This window comes from Mycolicibacter senuensis (assembly GCF_003284925.1).
GTDB lineage: Bacteria > Actinomycetota > Actinomycetes > Mycobacteriales > Mycobacteriaceae > Mycobacterium > Mycobacterium algericum_A.
The window spans coordinates 13523-29934 of sequence record NZ_QMEX01000043.1; the positions used below are offsets into that span (position 1 = coordinate 13523).

The 16412-nt window shown below is 65.9% G+C and carries 18 protein-coding genes; 6 read left to right on the plus strand and 12 right to left on the minus strand.

The genetic code is table 11. From position 1 onward, the window contains the following. Positions 1-45: 45 nt before the first annotated feature. The 3 genes from DQP56_RS12140 to DQP56_RS12150 are packed head-to-tail and all read left to right on the plus strand — an operon-like array spanning position 46 to position 3106. Positions 46-1176, plus strand: coding sequence for a hypothetical protein (locus DQP56_RS12140; protein ID WP_112685722.1), 1131 nt, complete (start codon positions 46-48; stop codon positions 1174-1176). A 2-nt stretch (positions 1177-1178) separates the two neighbouring features. Continuing rightward, entirely contained in the window at positions 1179-1961 is a 783-nt protein-coding gene (locus DQP56_RS12145; protein WP_112685748.1) for an SDR family oxidoreductase, read from the plus strand. Then, positions 1961-3106 carry a sulfotransferase family protein gene (locus tag DQP56_RS12150; RefSeq protein ID WP_112685724.1) on the plus strand — a complete coding sequence of 382 codons (1146 nt, stop codon included), beginning with the start codon at positions 1961-1963 and terminating at the stop codon, positions 3104-3106. Before DQP56_RS12145 ends, DQP56_RS12150 begins: the two co-directional genes overlap by 1 nt. Positions 3107-3194: 88 nt before the next feature. Here the strand turns inward: DQP56_RS12150 and DQP56_RS12155 are convergent, their stop codons facing one another. Beyond that, positions 3195-3671: a hypothetical protein gene (locus DQP56_RS12155; protein WP_112685726.1), complete on the minus strand. Its 477-nt coding sequence runs from the start codon at positions 3669-3671 to the stop codon at positions 3195-3197. A gap of 5 nt (positions 3672-3676) precedes the next feature. Continuing rightward, complete coding sequence (locus tag DQP56_RS12160) at positions 3677-4849, minus strand: 3-ketosteroid-9-alpha-monooxygenase, oxygenase component (RefSeq protein ID WP_112685728.1); 1173 nt, start codon at positions 4847-4849, stop codon at positions 3677-3679. Between the two features lie 112 nt (positions 4850-4961). Here DQP56_RS12160 and DQP56_RS12165 point away from each other — a divergent pair, with 112 nt between their 5' ends. Then, complete coding sequence (locus DQP56_RS12165; RefSeq protein WP_112685730.1) at positions 4962-5495, plus strand: gamma carbonic anhydrase family protein; 534 nt, start codon at positions 4962-4964, stop codon at positions 5493-5495. Between the two features lie 7 nt (positions 5496-5502). Here DQP56_RS12165 and DQP56_RS12170 read toward each other — a convergent pair whose 3' ends face one another. The 5 genes from DQP56_RS12170 to DQP56_RS12190 all read right to left on the minus strand — a co-directional run bounded on the left by DQP56_RS12170 (position 5503) and on the right by DQP56_RS12190 (position 10082). Continuing rightward, entirely contained in the window at positions 5503-6126 is a 624-nt protein-coding gene (locus tag DQP56_RS12170) for a hypothetical protein (protein WP_083039742.1), read from the minus strand. Between the two features lie 215 nt (positions 6127-6341). After that, positions 6342-6755 carry a nuclear transport factor 2 family protein gene (locus DQP56_RS12175; protein ID WP_112685732.1) on the minus strand — a complete coding sequence of 138 codons (414 nt, stop codon included), beginning with the start codon at positions 6753-6755 and terminating at the stop codon, positions 6342-6344. A gap of 98 nt (positions 6756-6853) precedes the next feature. Continuing rightward, positions 6854-8038, minus strand: a complete 1185-nt coding sequence (locus DQP56_RS12180; protein ID WP_112685734.1) for a thiolase family protein — start codon at positions 8036-8038, stop codon at positions 6854-6856. Further along, positions 8038-9102, minus strand: coding sequence for a thiolase family protein (locus DQP56_RS12185; RefSeq protein ID WP_083039749.1), 1065 nt, complete (start codon positions 9100-9102; stop codon positions 8038-8040). The genes DQP56_RS12180 and DQP56_RS12185 overlap by 1 nt, the downstream gene beginning before the upstream one ends. Positions 9103-9116: 14 nt before the next feature. Then, positions 9117-10082 (minus strand): Zn-ribbon domain-containing OB-fold protein, encoded by a 966-nt coding sequence (locus DQP56_RS12190; RefSeq protein WP_205277485.1) that lies wholly within the window; start codon positions 10080-10082, stop codon positions 9117-9119. Between the two features lie 86 nt (positions 10083-10168). On the opposite strand from DQP56_RS12190, the gene DQP56_RS12195 reads away from it, so the two are divergent. Then, the gene (locus DQP56_RS12195; protein WP_205868863.1) at positions 10169-11200 is read left to right on the plus strand and encodes an LLM class F420-dependent oxidoreductase; all 1032 of its coding nucleotides are present in this window, start codon (positions 10169-10171) and stop codon (positions 11198-11200) included. An 83-nt stretch (positions 11201-11283) separates the two neighbouring features. Here DQP56_RS12195 and DQP56_RS12200 read toward each other — a convergent pair whose 3' ends face one another. From DQP56_RS12200 to DQP56_RS12210, 3 genes are read right to left on the minus strand one after another with little or no spacing between them, the layout of a single operon-like run. Further along, on the minus strand, positions 11284-12012 hold the full coding sequence (locus tag DQP56_RS12200) for a hypothetical protein (RefSeq protein WP_112685738.1): 729 nt from the start codon (positions 12010-12012) through the stop codon (positions 11284-11286). A gap of 33 nt (positions 12013-12045) precedes the next feature. After that, positions 12046-13545, minus strand: a complete 1500-nt coding sequence (locus tag DQP56_RS12205) for a putative alpha/beta hydrolase (RefSeq protein WP_112685740.1) — start codon at positions 13543-13545, stop codon at positions 12046-12048. Further along, positions 13527-13841, minus strand: a complete 315-nt coding sequence (locus tag DQP56_RS12210) for a DUF2563 family protein (protein ID WP_112685742.1) — start codon at positions 13839-13841, stop codon at positions 13527-13529. Before DQP56_RS12210 ends, DQP56_RS12205 begins: the two co-directional genes overlap by 19 nt. Positions 13842-14064: 223 nt before the next feature. On the opposite strand from DQP56_RS12210, the gene DQP56_RS12215 reads away from it, so the two are divergent. Then, positions 14065-14538, plus strand: coding sequence for a hypothetical protein (locus tag DQP56_RS12215; RefSeq protein ID WP_112685750.1), 474 nt, complete (start codon positions 14065-14067; stop codon positions 14536-14538). 322 nt (positions 14539-14860) lie between these two features. Here DQP56_RS12215 and DQP56_RS12220 read toward each other — a convergent pair whose 3' ends face one another. Together DQP56_RS12220 and DQP56_RS25015 are read right to left on the minus strand one after the other, a co-directional pair. Then, positions 14861-15226 carry a hypothetical protein gene (locus DQP56_RS12220; RefSeq protein ID WP_112685744.1) on the minus strand — a complete coding sequence of 122 codons (366 nt, stop codon included), beginning with the start codon at positions 15224-15226 and terminating at the stop codon, positions 14861-14863. Positions 15227-16220: 994 nt separating this feature from the next. Continuing rightward, positions 16221-16412 (minus strand): hypothetical protein (locus tag DQP56_RS25015; protein WP_205868864.1); only part of this gene is annotated, 192 nt, incomplete at its 5' end.

Consider the following 16412-nt stretch of genomic DNA (forward strand, 5'->3'; position numbering starts at 1 on the left):
CGGTTCATTATTGAACCAACCGATGATCAGTGAGGTGCTGCCGCGATGTACTCCGAGCCACTGACGGCCGCGATCGCCGAGGCGGAGAAGCTGGTCGCCGCCGCCCCCCACATCGAGTCCGAGGCCGACCTGCTCGAAGGTCTGCAGTACCTCGCCGGCGGGATCGAAGCGTGCGTGCATGCCGCGTTCAACTCTGAACGCGACCACCCGTTCCTGCTGTCGGGCACCGGACCCTTCACCAAGATGGGCCTGGACAATCCCGACACGTTGTATTTCGGCACCGTGGTGCGTCCCGGCAACGACTATGTGGTGCGCGGTGTCCGGGGCACCACGACCGACCTGAGCTTCCAACTGCTCGGCGGCGAGTACACCGACGACAACGTCCCGGCCAGCGAGGCGGCGTTCGACGACCGCGAACTCGATATCTCGGCCGCCGACGGCAGCTTCGAATGGCGGTTCCGTCCGAAGACGCCGGCGCAACTGGTGATCCGCGAGGTCTACAACGACTGGAGCGCCCGGCGCGGCACACTCTCGATATCCCGGACCGACACCGCGGGCACCGCCCCGCCGCCCCTGACTCCCAAACTCATCGAGAAGCGTTATGCGGCAGCGGGAAAGCAACTGATCAATCGGATCAAGACCTGGCTGGCATTCCCGCAGTGGTTCTACCTCAATCTTCCGGTCAACACCATGGTGGCGCCGCGGCTCACGCCCGGCGGGCTGGCCACCCAGTACTCGTCGGCGGGGCACTACGAGTTGCGGCCGGAGGAGGCGCTGCTGATCACCCTGCCGGTGTCGGATGCGCCCTACCTGGGTTTCCAGCTGGGCAGCCTGTGGTACATCTCGCTGGACTACATCAACCACCAGACTTCGCTGAATGCGACTCAAGCGCAGGCAGACCCGGACGGCAAGATCCGGATCGTGGTCTCCGACACCAACCCCGGCATCACCAACTGGGTCGAGACCCTTGGTCACCGCCGCGGCTTCCTGCAGTTCCGCTGGCAGCGCGTGTCACGTCAGCTCACCGAGGCCGACGGGCCGACGGTCGAGCTCATTGACGTCGACGCGATTCCGGCGGCACTGCCCTTCTACGACCACAACAAGATCTCCGAAGACGGCTGGCGGGCGCGTATCGCGCTGCGGCAGCAGCAAATCGCCAACAGAATGCTGGGGTGAAGATGACCGGAATGCTGAGCGGAAAAGTCGTGGTGATCAGCGGGGTCGGGCCGGGGCTCGGCAGTACGCTGGCGCACCGATTCGCGGCCGAGGGCGCCGACCTGGTGCTGGCCGCCCGCAGCGCGGACCGCCTCGAAGAGGTCGCGCAGCAGGTCCGCGCCGCCGGGCGGCGCGCACTTGCGGTACCCGCCGACATCACCGAAGACGACCAGGTAGCCAACCTCGTCGAGGCGGCCACCGGCGAGTACGACCACATCGACGTGCTGATCAATAACGCCTTCCGGGTGCCGTCGATGAAGCCGCTGGCGCAGACCAGCTTTCAGCACATCCGGGATGCCATCGAGCTCAGCGGTCTCGGTGCGCTGCGGCTGACGCAGGGGTTCACTGCCGCGCTGGCCGAGGCCAACGGCGCGGTGGTCAACCTGAACTCCATGGTGATTCGGCACTCCCAGCCCAAGTACGGTGCCTACAAGATGGCCAAGGCGGCACTGCTGGCGATGTCACAGTCACTGGCATCCGAACTGGGCGAGCAGGGCATCCGGGTCAACTCCGTTGCGCCCGGCTACATCTGGGGCGACACGCTGCAGGGCTACTTCGCCCACCAGGCCGGCAAGTACGGCACCACCGTCGAGCAGATCTACGCCGCCACCGCCGCCAACTCCGACCTGAAGCGGCTGCCCACCGAGGATGAGGTGGCCTCGGCGGTGCTGTTCCTGGCCAGCGACCTGGCCAGCGGGATCACCGGCCAGGTGCTCGACGTCAACTGCGGGGAGTACCACAACTGATGACGCCACGTACCGATGTCGGAACCGTCGAGGATCTGCATGCCTCGGCCACCAAGATGGTCGGCCTCGACGACTTCGGTCCCGACGATGACAACTACCGTGAAGCCCTCGGCGTGCTGCTGGAGTCCTACCGCACCGAGGCCGATCTCACCGAGCTGGGCAGCAAGATGAACCGGTTCTTCCTGCGCGGTGCGCTGGTGGCCCGGCTGCTGGCCCAAGCAGGTTGGAAGCAGCATCCCGAGTACGCCGAGGTGGCCGTCGAACGGCCGATATTCGTCACCGGGCTGCCCCGCACCGGCACCACCGCGTTGCACCGGCTGCTGGGCGCCGACCCGGCGCACCAGGGCTTGGAGATGTGGCTGGCCGAATTCCCGCAGCCGCGCCCGCCGCGTGAAACCTGGGAAGACAACCCGGTGTTCGCGCAGATGCAGGCGCAGTTCGCCCGGCACCACGACGAGAACCCGGACTACACCGGGCTGCACTTCATGACCGCCGACGGTCTCGAGGAGTGCTGGCAGTTGCTGCGCCAGTCGCTGCATTCGGTGTCCTATGAGACGCTCGCGCACCTGCCTAGCTATTCGCGCTGGCTCTCCGAGCAGGATTGGATCCCGTCATACCGGCGGCATCGCCGCAACCTGCAGCTGATCGGGCTCAACGACCCGGGTAAACGGTGGGTGCTCAAGAATCCCAGTCACCTGTTCGCCCTCGACGCGATTATGGCTGTCTACCCGGACGCGCTCATCGTGCAGTGCCACCGGCCGGTCGAGACCATCCTGGCGTCGATGTGCTCGCTGGCCCAGCACACCACCGAAGGTCAGTCGAACACCTTCGTCGGCGCGCAGATCGGCATCGACGAGATGGAGACCTGGGCCCGCGGACTGGAGCTGTTCAACAGCCAGCGCCCCCGCTACGACCAGGCCCAGTTCTGCGATATCGACTATCGCGAGTTCGTCGCCGATCCGCTGGCGACCGCGGCGGGCATCTACGAACGCTTCGGCCTGCCGTTGTCGGATGAGGCACGTCAGGCGATGGCCGACGACTACGCCGCCAGCCAGACCGGACCGCGTGCGCCCAAACACGAGTACTCACTGGAGGATTACGGGCTGACCACCGAGCAGGTCCGGGAGCGTTTCGCCGGCCTGTGAGCCGAACCCCTTGCGCGAGTGTGCGCGTCCCCGGCCGACACGCCGGCCAAAACACCGGGTTTGCGCACACCCGCGAACGGCGAGACGGTCAGTCGATCCCGTCACCGGGCGGCGGCGCGCTGGAGGTCTCCTCCAGGTGGCCCTCGGCGACCGCGTGCCGGATGCTTTTCGCCAGGTTCGGGCAGCCTTTCGTGCGGCTACTGGAACGGCCGGCTTCGCGCTCGGCGGCGAAGTACGCACACTGCGCCAGCGACTCCGAACTCCACTGCACCGAGGTGTATCCCGGCCCCAGCTTCTTCACCTCGACGCTCGCCCGGCAGTGCCGGCACTCGACCGGCACCAGCCCGGAGTGCAGATAGCGCTCCGAATCCCGTTCCGTCGCAGCACGTATTGCCTCATACCGGGCCGGATCGACCGGGAACAACGGCTGCCTCGAGTAACGGGTGTCAGGACCGGAGTCGTCGGTGTCGGGCTCGTCGTGGTGGTCGTCATGCGGGCCGTACAGCGCCAGCATGGAGCGCGCCAGGTCTTCGACTGCCGGGACGCCGCGTTCCTCCTGGCCCATGACGGCTACTCGGCGCTAACGGTTTCGGTGGACTCCGTGCTCTTGTCGGACTCGGCCTGCTCCCGCAGGTTCTCGGCGACCTCAGCGTTCCACTTCTCGTTGGCGACCGTCGCGTCGATCTCGATCTCGAAGCGATCGGTCATCTCCGGGGTGACATCGGCGACGTCGACGTAGAACTGCGAGTACCAGCGCCGCAGTTGGTAGACCGCGCCGTCCTCCTCGACCAGCAGCGGGTTCTCGATGCGGCTCTTGTGCGTCCAGATCTCGACGTCTTGCAGGAAGCCCTTGCTGACGCCCTCGGTCATCACCTCGGCGAGCTTCTCGGTGGTCTCGTCGTCCAAGCCCTTGGGCTTCTGCACGATGACGCCCCACATCAGCCGGAACTGGTCATGGCTGATCGGGTAGTGGCAGTTGATCAGAATCGACTCGGACTTGAAACCGCTGTAGCTGTTGTGCAGCCAGTTGATCATGAACGACGGCCCGAAGTAGGACGCCTCGGAGTCCAGTTCCGCACCGGCGTAGCTGGTGCCCAGGCCGGGGACGTCGGGGCGTCCGACGTTGTGCAGGTACTGCGAGGCGATGTGGCCTTCGAAGACGTTCTTGAACGACGTGGGCAGGCCGTAGTGGATGTAGAAGAAGTGCGCGAAGTCGGTGACGTTGTCGATGATGTCGCGGCAGTTGGAGTCGATCACCATGGAGTTCCAGCGCCAGTCGGTCCACTCGCCGCTGGACCACTCCGGGATCTCCGGGATCCGCACCTCGTCCGGCGGCGGGTTGCCCTCCGGGTCGTGCCACATGAACAGCAGGCCGCCGCGCACGTCGGTCGGGAAGGAGCGAGTCCGGGCCATCCGCGGGGTCCGCTTGGAGTAGGGGACCAGTTTGCAGCGGCCGTCGCCGCCCCAGCGCCAGTCGTGGAACGGGCAGGCCACCTCGTCGCCCTTGATGGTGCCGCGACTGAGGTCGCCGCCCATGTGTCGGCAGTAGGCGTCGAGTACGTGCAGGTCACCGTGGGAATCGCCGAAGACCACCAGCTTGGCGCCGAACGCGTGGATCGAGTGCGGCTTGCCGTCCAGGAACTCTTTGACCGGCCCCAGGCAGTGCCAGCCCCTGGCGTAGCGATCCGGCAGTGTGCCGGTGTCGATTTCGCGGACGCCGACCTCGGCGCTGTCAGTGCTCACCTGTTGCCTCCAACCCGTTGCTTCTAACTAGAACACGTTACAGTTTTGCTGCCGGGTTATGCAATAAAGCCAGTTGGATAGGGGTCTTTCGGCCCTGGGGTATACCTGAACAATGCAGCTCTTCTCCTTCAACGGACGTTCCCCGCGCATCGACCCCACCGCCTTCGTCGCCCCGACCGCCACGCTGATCGGCGATGTCACCATTGAGGCCGGCGCCTCGGTGTGGTTCGGCGCTGTGCTGCGCGGTGACGACGCTCCCATCGTGGTGCGCGAAGGCGCCAACGTGCAGGACGGCTCGGTGCTGCATGTGCCGCCAGGGGTACCGGTCGACATCGGGCCCGGCGCGACGGTGGCGCACATGTGCCTGATTCACGGCGCGCATGTGGGAGCCGAGGCGCTGATCGGCAACCACGCCACCGTGCTCGACGGGGCGGTCATCGGCAGCCGCAGTCTGATCGCCGCCGGCGCCACGGTGCTCGCCGGTACCAAGATCCCCGACGGGATGCTGGTGGCCGGTTCGCCTGCCGTCATCAAGGGCCCGGTCGCGGGCACCGGCGCAGAGATGTGGATCAACGCGAACCCGCCGTACTACCGGGACCTCGCGCAGCGCTACCGCGACGGGCTTGAGCCGCTTGATCCGAACTAAGCCCGAGCTAAGCCCCGGCGGCCGCGAGTTCGGCCAGCAGCGGGGCGAACACGTCGCCGATATCGGATGCGTCGGCCCCGCCCGAAGCGTCGGTGAACGGGATCTCAAACAGGGCGAATCGCAGCCCGGGGAAGATGCTCACGATGTCCGTCATGCCGTCGTCGGTGAACAAGAAGGTGTTGGTGAACAACGGTGTGAAGCTGAATTGGCTGCCGAACCCGGCCTCGGGGTCGTTGATGACGGTGCTGGTGAACATGTTCATCATGCCGAAGCCGGGCAAGCTGAACGGGAACAGCTCGGTTGTGTCGAAAACCGTCCCTACGCTGGGATAACCGGCCGAATCGTCGAGCACGCTGAGGACCTCCATGTGCTCGTAGTGGTAGATCAGGGGGATGTTGAGTTTGTCGATGTGGGCCGTGTACCAGTCGGGCCCGCCGGAGCCGTCGGTGACAGTGAAGACGCCGTCCACGCCCCCTCTGGGATCCCAGAAACCGGGCGCCTCCATACCGCCGTAACCGATTCCGTAGGGCCAGGCGTCCTCGATCGGATCGGCGGTGGCGTGGCCGGCGAAGCCGATCGCGACGCCGACTGCGGCTCCCAAGAGTCCCACCGCAGTGCGGGTCGTGCCCATGACTGCCCCCTGAAAAGCGAAAAGCTATCTTGTTCTTTTCAGGAAATTATCAATTTTGAGCGAGTTGGTCAATGGCAGGTCGGAGCTTCACCACAGCTCCGTTGGGCCCGGCGCACCGCCGGAAGGCAGTTCGAACCGGGTGAAGTTGTTGACGATGGGACCGAAGGCGTCTTGCCCTTCGTTGTTGCCAGCGGGAGTCGATGAATCGAGCGAGATCAGAGTTTGCGAGCGGTCTTTGCCGCGCGCTCGACCTCCCAGAAGGCGCGCAGCGCGATGAGCTTGCCCTCGTCGTTCACCCGGTAGGTGAACACCCCGTCGGTGGTGATCTGGTGGCCCGCCATGGTCGTCACGATCGAGCCGACGTTGGCCTCCTCATTTCCGCAGGCGAAGCTGTCGACGAAGTTGAACTCGATCTTGTCGGTCGGGGCGATCGCCTTGTCCCAGAACGCCGAGATCGCATCCCGGCCGCGGTGGCCCTTGCCCTCGGGGTCGAACGGCGAGGGACCGATCGGGTCCTCGACGATGGCGTCGTCGGCGAAGACTGACAGCCAGGTCTCCTTGTCGCGTGCGGCCACCGCATCGCGGGAGCGTTGGCCTGCCAGGTGGGCGGGGTGTTCGGTGTTGGCCATAGGTCTACTCCTGCAAGCCGGAATGGATATGGGTGTTGGCGAAACGTTTCAGGGAGTTCCGGTTGGCGCAAGCAGCGCACGGATGAGGGTGTACTTCATCAGCCGGCGGGTTTGTCTGGCTTGTCGGTGCCGACCACCCACATCGAGTAGTACTGCGAACCGCCACCATAGGCGTGCCCCAGCGCCTTTCGGGCATTGGGCACCTGGTGATCACCGGCCTTGCCCATCACCTGGATCGCCGACTCGGCGAACCGGATCATTCCCGACGCCCCGATCGGGTTGGACGACAACACCCCGCCGGACGGGTTCACCGGCAGCTTGCCATCGATCGCGGTCTCGCCGGCCTGGGTGAGCTTCCAGCCTTCACCGGGCGCGGCGAAACCCAGGTTCTCCAGCCACATCGGCTCGAACCAGGAGAACGGCACGTAGATCTCCGCGGCGTCGATCTCGTCGATCGGGCTGGTGATGCCGGCGTCGCGCCACAGCGCGGCCGCGGCGTCCCGACCGGCCTGCGGGTTGACCTGGTCACGGCCGGCATAGGCCAGCGGTTCGGTGCGCAGCGCGGTGGCATGAATCCAGGCCACCGGATGGCCGGCGGCGACCCGGGCGTCGGCGGTGGCCTCGTCACCGATCACCATCGCGCACGCGCCGTCCGAGGACGGGCAGGTCTCATCGAAACGGATGGGATCCCACAGCATCTGTGACGACATCACCTTCTCGACGGTGATGTCGGGCTGGTGCAGGTGCGCGAGCGGGTTGCGTGCCCCGTTGAGCCGGTCTTTGACCACCACCTTGGCGCCGGTGTCCAGCGGTGCGTCGGACCGGCGGATGTAGGCGCGCACGTGTGGCGCGAAGTACCCGCCCGCACCGGCCCCGACCGGTTTGGTGAACGGCACCGGGATGGAAAGCCCCCACATGGCGTTGGACTCCGATTGCTTCTCCCAGGCCATCGCCAGCACGCGGCGATACTTGCCGGACTTGACCAGGCTGGCCGCGACGATTGCCGTCGATCCGCCCACCGAGCCCGCGGTGTGCACCCGGATCAGCGGCTTGCCGGTGGCGCCCACGGCATCTGCCATGAACAGCTCCGGCATCATCACGCCCTCGAAGAAGTCCGGCGCCTTGCCGACCACCACCGCGTCGATGTCGGCGAACGTCGAGCCGGAGTCGGCCAGCGCGCGGTCGATTGCCTCGCGCACCAGCCCGTTCATCGATACGTCGTGACGCTTGGAGACGTACTTGGTCTGTCCGGTACCGAGCACCGCGGCAAGTTGGGTGGCCATCAGTTACGTCCCTCCATCACCGCGACCAGGTTCTGCTGCAGCGCCGGCCCGCTGGTGGCGTGTGCGAGCACCCGGCCTGCCGAGCCGTTGAAGATGTGCTGGGCGGCGAAACCGATCCGCTCCAACCCGGCGACGAACATCGGATTGGCCGCCAGCGCACCGCCCGACGGATTGACCTTCGCCCGCGACGGCAACCGCATCGCCTCGGTCAGGATCAGGTGCTGATGGGTGAACGGCGCGTGGATCTCGGCGACTTCCACCGCGGGCATGTCGTCGCCGCTGGCCGCGCGTGCCGATGCGGTGGTCGACGGCGAGCGGGTCAGATCGCGGCTGCCGAGCACCGGGGAGTCGATGCGGTGCTCGAAACCGGTTATCCAGGCCGGGTTTTCGCGCAGTTCACGCGCCTTGTCGCCGGCGGCCAGGACGATCGCGGCGGCGCCGTCGGTGATCGGTGCGATGTCGTGCCGGCGCAGCGGGTCGGCGAAGAACGGACGCGCCAGCAGTTCGTCGAGGCTGTCGGAGGACTCCACCGAATCCACCCGTTCGGCTGCCGCGAAGGACTCCAGCGCCACCCGGGCCATCTGCTCTGGGGTCCACTGCCCGCCGTCGAGGCCGAGCCGGGCCTGCAGTCCGGCGATCGAGATCGAGTCCGGCCACAGCGGGGCGACGGTGTAGGGATCGGTCTGCAGCGCCAGAATCCGGCGCAGCTGGCCGGCCGAGGACTTGCCGAAGCCGTAGGCCAGCGCGGTGTCGACCTCGCCGGTCAGCACCTTGATGTAGGCCTCATACAGCGCCCACGCGCCGTCCATCTCCACATGCGACTCATTGATCGGCGGCACCGCGCCGATCGAGTCGATCGCCGAGATGAACGAGAAAGCCCGCCCGGCAAGGTAATCCGAGGAACCGGAACACCAGAATCCGATGTCGGCGCGTTCGATTCCCAGTTCACGGTAAAGCTGCTCGAAGCACGGCATCAGCATTTCGACGCCGTTGGTGGTGCCGTCGGTGCGGCGGACGTGCGGGGCGTGGGCGAAGCCCACCACCGCGACATCGCGAGTGCTCATCTGGCGGGTTCCCCTTACAGGTGGTGCTTGTAGGTGTCGTAGTCGGCGTCCGGCTCCCCGGTTGGCCGGAAGTACTCGATGTTCTCCATGCCGTAGGTCCATTCCTCGCGGGGCTTCCACACCGCCTGCACCCGCATGCCCATCCGCACGTCGGCGGCGTCGACGTCGGAAACCAGTGTCAGGAACGGGATGTCGGCGCCGTCGAGCAGCACGTAGGCCGCCACGTAGGGCGGTTTGATCTTCTGGCCCTGGAACGGGATGTTGATGATCGCGAACGTGGTGATGGTGCCGGTGTCCGGCAATTCGACGTAATCGGTGAGCTGTCGGCCGGTGGCCGGGTCGGCCTCTCGGGCGGGGAAGTAGACCTTTCCGTCTGCGCCGGTACGCGCGCCCAGCAGCTTGCCCTCCTTGAGCGCACGAAGGTAGGCGCTCTCCGGGTGCGAGGCGCTGTGCTGGATCTCCAGCGCGATCGGGGTGATCACCATCGACACCGGGTCCCGCTCGTCGGAGCCTTGCTCGACCGGTTCGGGGTCCTCGCCGATCGCGAAGTAGGCGATGTCGGTGATCGCGCCGACCGTTTCCTCGGCCCAGTGCACGTGCACCCGGGTCCCGGCGCTGATCGCCTTGGGGCTTTCGGCGGCCACCGCGTGCAGCAATGGCACGTCGGCGCCGTCGAGCTTGATCAGCGCCCAGGCGAACGGGGTGTCCAGCGGCTGGCCCTCCAGGGGCTCCGGCTGCCAGGACCATGACACTACGGTGCCGACACTGGCCACCGGTACGATCTCGGTGAGCTGTTCGTATGTGACCGGGTCGTACTCGGCGGGCGGTACGTACACCCGCCCGTCGGAGCCGCGGACACCGACGATGCGGCGCTCACGCAGAGCGGTGAAGAATTGGCCCAGAACCGGACCCGTCGAACGGGTGTAGTCGAAGGACAACCCCAATGGGGCGGACAGCGGCGGTTCCGACGGTTCTGTCAGGGCGGAGCGGGGTTCGCTGACGGTCACGGCATCGAGTAGAACAGGTTCTAGGAATCTGAGCAAGAAGACGAGAAGGAATTCAGGCGATGAAGCTGGGACTGCAACTGGGATATTGGGGCGCGCAGCCGCCGACCAACCACGCCGAATTGGTGGCCGCGGCCGAGGATGTCGGTTTCGACGCCGTCTTCACCGCCGAAGCCTGGGGTTCGGATGCCTACACACCGCTGGCGTGGTGGGGGTCCTCGACGTCGCGGCTGCGGCTGGGCACCTCGGTGGTGCAGCTGTCGGCGCGCACGCCGACCGCGTGTGCGATGGCCGCGCTGACGCTGGACCACCTCTCGGGCGGCCGGCACATTCTCGGACTTGGTGTCTCGGGCCCGCAGGTGGTGGAGGGCTGGTACGGCCAGCGATTCGGCAAGCCGCTGGCCCGCACCCGCGAATACATCGACATCCTGCGCCAGGTGTGGGCCCGTGAGGCCCCGGTGACCAGCGCCGGACCGCATTACCCGCTGCCGTTGTCCGGTGAGGGCACCACCGGGCTGGGTAAAGCTTTGAAGCCGATCACCCACCCGCGCCGTGCCGACATTCCGGTGATGCTTGGTGCGGAAGGGCCAAAGAACGTCGCGTTGGCCGCCGAGATCGCCGACGGCTGGCTGCCGATCTTCTACGCGCCGCGACTGGCCGACATGTACAACGAGTGGCTCGACGAGGGTTTCGCGCGGCCCGGGGCGCGCCGCACCCGTGAGGACTTCGAGATCTGCGCGACCGCCAACATCGTCATCACCGACGACCGCGCCGCGGCATTCGCGGCGATGAAGCCCTACCTGGCGCTCTACATGGGTGGCATGGGCTCGGAGGACACCAATTTCCACGCCGAGGTCTACCGTCGGATGGGCTACGCGGAGGTCGTCGACGACGTGACCAAATTGTTCCGCAGCGGGCAAAAGGACAAAGCCGGCGAGATCATCCCCGACGAGCTGGTGGACGACGCCGCGATCGTCGGCGACGTCGACTACGTCCGTAAGCAAATCGCGGTCTGGGAGGCCGCCGGAGTCACCATGATGGTGGTCACCGGACGCAGCACCGAGCAGATCCAGCAGCTGGCGTCGCTGATCTGAGTCTGGCGCTGCGGGGGCTTGCGGCGACTAGAAAACAAGCGGAAGCTGCGGGACCCGTACCGGGAGGGGCGGGAAGCGCAGATCTAGGGCGAATCACCGTTGTCCTGCTTCCAGTGGCGGGGATGTATCCGGTACTCCATGGATCTCTTGGGACGTCGCGGCCAGCGCTTTCCGGCGTGGAATCCCGGGAAATAGAGCGCTGCGAAGATTCCCGCCGTCATGATAGTCAAGGTAGCTAATTGCGCTAGCTGTCCGCGGGCTATCGGGTAGTCCCAACTCGCATCCCAGTAGCCAAAGTAGAGTGGCACATATATAAAAATGATGGCCGCCGGAATTCCGGCAAAGTGAATGTTATGCGCGACGAAGTCGTCGTAGATCACGAACATGCATATCGCATAAGCTCCGATCGTCATCCACCAGGTTTGATTGGCGGTAGACGAGCCAGTGTATGAGTCGGGAATCGGATCGTGGCCCGGTTCCTCGTTTTGCTCATCGGATTCCGCCAGGCGGTCAGATCTCCACCATGCGTATACTTTTCCGCGGACCTTAATGTAAGGCGTATCCCGGAACGCAAGGAGGAAGAACAGAGCGCCGACCGCGAACGCTGCTTCGAGGCTATATCTCCAGTCGGGCAGCAGGCCGAGGAATGCGAATACCATTGCTGTGCCAGTGGCTCCCCAGAAGATCCGTCTATTTCGGCTTAGATTTTCGCGGTCAGACGAGTCCGGAATAAAGGCTATTATTGCGCAGACAAGGGCGCCCACGAACGCAACCAGCTGATCCATGCTGGCAAAGCCCGCGACCGGGTTCACGATTTGAACGCTAAACGTCGCACCGCTCGCACGTCAATTCCTCGCCAGCTCGAGGAGGTTTTCCATGACCTTCTCTCCAGACACCGAACCGACAACCCCGAAGGCCAGTGCGCCAACGAAAGCGCCCACTGGCCCGGCGAGGGCACCAACGGAGGCTCCCAATTCTGCACCTGCGATTCCGCCTCCGAAACCCCCCGCGCTTGTGGCCGCGGTGTCCACGAACGGCTTGTGGTCGACGAACACGTCGTAGATTCCGACGGCGGACCCGAGCACGTTGCCGGCGAAGCCCATGCGCTTCGACAGATTCGTGATCGCGGCGATGTCTTCCGCGCTGTAAGCAACCCCCGGTGCCCAATGCTTTCCGGTGGGAACCTTGTCGGCAAACGCGTTGAGGGCCGCCTTGCCGGCACTGGCAGAGATCCCCGCGGCGTCGCCGCCATTCCGCAGGATGTGGCCAACTCGGCCTCGCGCGATGTCGCCGATGAGTTGCGTCGCGCCTTGGTGCGACATTCCGCCGTTTCGGACGAGGGCGTCGATTGCCTGCCGGGTCACGATGACTCGGGCATTCTGTTCCGCGGTGTCGAGTAGGTGGGTGGCCTGATCCGGGGTGAAAGCTCGGCCGTCGGCCATCCCCTGTTCGAGATCCTTCTGCAGCTCCAGCCGTGTTTGGGCGCGGGTTCGAGCCTCTCCACCCAGGACCGGGTCCATCGGCAGCGGGCCGATGAAATTGGCCATTCGGTAGTCGTCGAGGCGCTCGCCGGCCAGGCGCCGGGCCTGCGGATCGGCGGCCGGGTCGGTAGCGGTGGCGTAGTCCCGCAGCCGCGCGGCGGCCGCCGCCTTCTCAGGCGTCATCTCGCCGGGGCTGTCCGCCAACTCCTGGTCGCAATCACGCTGAGTGGTGCCGTACGTATCGGCGGTGTGATCAGCCTGCTGGTGGTCCTGGGTCGGTTGGCCGTCGCCGTGCAGTGGCGCCTGATCGTAGCCATCGGAGAGCAGTTTGCTGGTGGCGTCTTGTAGGACCGCGACGTAGTTGTCACCGAGCTTTTCGATCTGATGCAGGATGCCGGCGGTGTCGTCGATCGCCACCTGCTCCAGCTCGGAGGTGTCGAGGTGCGCCTGCTGGTACATGCCGATGCGGTTGTCGATGTCTTGAAGCTGGATCTCGAGCGCGTTGATCTTTGCGGCCGCTGATTTCTGTGCCTGGGCCAGCGCGGCGGCGATGGTTTCCAGGTCGGTGCCGATCGCAGTGAGCTGGGTTTGTTGCAGATGCAAGGTGGTGGTGGCGCGCTGCACTTCGGCGGAATCGTTGATGGGATGCTCGCCGTTCTCCCGGTTCCAGGCGGCCTGGAACCGTTGGCGTGCTTGGGCGAACGCGGCACTGGATTCGGCGGTGCAGGCGCCGGCGTCATGGAAGGCCTGCGCCAACTCGTCGATGACGGCTGGTCTCCCGCACTGCAGCGTGTTGTTGATCTGCCACGGGTCGCCGCCGGCTGCTTCGATCAGCAGCGCCAGGTTTATGTGCTGGAGTTGCACCGCACCGCACGAAGCTGGGCCGCGTTGCGCTGATCCATGCTTGTGAACTCGCGCGCGGCATGGTGGGCTTTGTCGCCGAGGCCGGCCAGGGTCCGGCGGTGGTTTGTGAGGGTGGTGATGTGTTCGGTGTGGGCTGTGGAGATCGCGTTGTGGAGGACGTCCGCGGCGCCGATGGCCCCGAAAATGCCGGCCGTCACGGTTGTTTGGTTCAGCCGGGCTGCCCCGGCGTGGGCGTGTTCGCTGGCGCCACGCATATCCACCGCCCCGGATCGCAGCATCGCCGGATCGACAAACATCCCGAGCCCCTCTCAGATCGGACGTTAAAACCCTGACGGGACGGCCCTTCGGCGTCAATTCAGCTTGCGCGGTGGTCTATGAGCGAGTTTGTCGCTGGCCTCAACTGCGGGTTTCCACGCCAGTCGCAGTGCGGTGACCCATAGTCCGACTCTGTGGCCGCATTGGGGAAATGATGATGTAAGCGAAGAATCGGCACCCGGGGATACCATCCGTGACGTGACCATGACACAGCCCTGGCCCGCACCGCCCGCACCAGTCCGATCCCGCAACTGGCTGACAGTGACATTGGCCGCCGTGGCCATAGTCTTGGCCGCAGCGGCGTTGATCGTGGCGCTTACCCGGTCGGGGTCGGGGTCCACTCCGACCTACACGACTGCGCAGAAGGCGGAGGCGAAGACGCAGTTGTGCGATCAATACCTTCTGGCAGCACATGCGATGAGCATCGAGACTTTGCCCGATGGCGATATTGCGCTCGCGCGGATCTCTATGACTAATGGCGCGTTAATCCTGGATACGGCCGCGGCAGATCCAGCACTCGAAAGCAAATATCGCGATGCTGCCCGCGCACTAGCGCGTTCCTACCAGACGATGGCGGCGAAGGGAACACATGGCATGTCTACGCCGGATCAGTGGCAGGCGGCAGTTGACGACACGAATGCGAAGGACCGCGCAATGAAGGATTTATGCGGTGACTGATCTCCCTGACTCCAGACCGTTCACGCAGATGTTGATCGGTGCGTGGTGGCCTGCGCCGCCCACAGGACCGACCGACGCAGTTGCGTTTTGGTCTGGCCACATGGATATTAAACAGCGCGAGGCTAACGAGCTTAATAAGGCCGCCCTGTGGTTGGGGGAACACAACAGTGGCAACACCTTGGAGGACATGCTGAGCCGCTTGCGGCTTGGAAAGAAGCGGTTGCTCGACGTCGCTCACCATTGCCGTTCCAAAAAGGAAGCCAATGAAAGCGTTGTCACCGCGGTCAGCCACCTACGTGAGACGTTGACAGGCATTGCGAAATCAGGCAATGACGAAATTGACAAAATTCAGAAGAGCAATGAACCGCCCGAAGTGAAGGTCGCTAAAATTGGCGGCGTGGTATTTGAGGCGAATCGGCAAGCCGGCGCCGCAGCGATAACCGCAAACAGTGCGATAGTCGATGCCACCCAGCGCATGTTCGATGAAACCGGGGGCCACGTCAATGCTGACGAATGGATGCGAGGTCACGGCGCCAATCTCGATGTCCCGCCCCCACGAAAACCGACCCCGGACGAGGTCACCAGGGCACAGAGCTATGACGGCGGCCAGGGCGGCCTCGGTACCAATGGCACTCAACCCACCGACGGCGGCCGAGGTAACGGCGGCGATGGTGGCGCCGGCGGGCAACGCGGAACGGGTGCGGGAACGCCAGCAACCACGAACGGAACCGGCGGCGACGACGGCGCAGGGGGGACTGGCAACACAGGCGGTACGACCGGCCCCGCAACGACCAATGGTTCCGGCAGTGATGGCACAGCTGCCGGTAAGGGTGGAAACGCTGGGGCCGGTGGCAACTTCGGCAGCACGGGCGGCGGTGGCAGGGCAGGAGGCGCCAACTCGGGTGGTACGGCAGGCGGCACCAACGGCGGCTCGAGCGGTGGTAGTGGCGGTACTACTGGAGCCAACGGTGGCGGTACCGGGGGTAGCGGCGCTACGACTGCGGCCAACGGTGGAGGCAGCGGAGGTAGCGGCGCCGCGAATGGGGGCGGGAGCGGTGCCGCTGGTACGGGTGCCAACGGCGGGGGCGGTAGTACGGCGGCTAACGGCGGTGGGGGCGGCGGTAGTACTGGTGCCAACGGTGGTGGTAATGCGGCCGGCGCCAATTGGGGCGGTGGTGGCCAGCAGGTAGGCGGGGGCTCCGTGGGCGGTACCGGTGGGTTCTCGGGAGGCGGCGGTGGCGGCGCAGGTATACCCGGCGCCGGCGGATCGGGTGGCGGACTTGGCGGTACATCACCCCTGACCGCCTCCGCGGCGGGCTTCGGAGGTGGCGGCAGCGCAAGCGGCGCCTCTGGACCCGCTGGCCTCCAGGGCGGCGGATTGAGCCAAGCATTTGCATCGGGTACACCCGGGGGGCCGGCTGGCGCAGGAGGACCGGGCGGCACACCGGCATGGGCGCAAGGGGGCCCTGGCTCCTCTGGATTCGGTCAATCGTCAGGTCCGCAGGTGCCCCCCTCACCATCGGTGACACCGATGGCGGGCGGGATGCTCGGCAATCTGGGAAGTCTCGGGGCCTCCAGCCCAGAGGTTGCTCCGACAGCTTCGACCACGGGAGTGACGACGCCGACACCGGCAGCGGCTCCTCCCATGACCGCTGGGCCGACATCGGTGCCGTCCGCGCCGATCAGCGCCGGCCCGGCAGCCCCGTCGGGTCCGCTGCCAGGCTACGGGGCGGACCTGCGCCCAGCCGGGGCTGCAGCACCAGCCGCACCCACGCCGACGGCTGGTCCACCTCCTGTGTCTCCCTCAGCGCCTGGCGGCCCCACCACACCCACCTCCGGTGGTACCACCGTCGCGTCCTCGGGTGATCGTCCCG

Coding starts and splice junctions, on each gene's coding strand:
- DQP56_RS12140 (WP_112685722.1), top strand. CDS start 46: ATGTACTCCGAGCCACTGACGGCCGCGATCGCCGAGGCGGAGAAGCTG.
- DQP56_RS12145 (WP_112685748.1), top strand. CDS start 1,179: ATGACCGGAATGCTGAGCGGAAAAGTCGTGGTGATCAGCGGGGTCGGG.
- DQP56_RS12150 (WP_112685724.1), top strand. CDS start 1,961: ATGACGCCACGTACCGATGTCGGAACCGTCGAGGATCTGCATGCCTCG.
- DQP56_RS12155 (WP_112685726.1), bottom strand. CDS start 3,671: ATGGGCCAGGAGGAACGCGGCGTCCCGGCAGTCGAAGACCTGGCGCGC.
- DQP56_RS12165 (WP_112685730.1), top strand. CDS start 4,962: ATGCAGCTCTTCTCCTTCAACGGACGTTCCCCGCGCATCGACCCCACC.
- DQP56_RS12170 (WP_083039742.1), bottom strand. CDS start 6,126: ATGGGCACGACCCGCACTGCGGTGGGACTCTTGGGAGCCGCAGTCGGC.
- DQP56_RS12175 (WP_112685732.1), bottom strand. CDS start 6,755: ATGGCCAACACCGAACACCCCGCCCACCTGGCAGGCCAACGCTCCCGC.
- DQP56_RS12180 (WP_112685734.1), bottom strand. CDS start 8,038: ATGGCCACCCAACTTGCCGCGGTGCTCGGTACCGGACAGACCAAGTAC.
- DQP56_RS12185 (WP_083039749.1), bottom strand. CDS start 9,102: ATGAGCACTCGCGATGTCGCGGTGGTGGGCTTCGCCCACGCCCCGCAC.
- DQP56_RS12195 (WP_205868863.1), top strand. CDS start 10,169: ATGAAGCTGGGACTGCAACTGGGATATTGGGGCGCGCAGCCGCCGACC.
- DQP56_RS12210 (WP_112685742.1), bottom strand. CDS start 13,841: ATGTTTGTCGATCCGGCGATGCTGCGATCCGGGGCGGTGGATATGCGT.
- DQP56_RS12215 (WP_112685750.1), top strand. CDS start 14,065: ATGACACAGCCCTGGCCCGCACCGCCCGCACCAGTCCGATCCCGCAAC.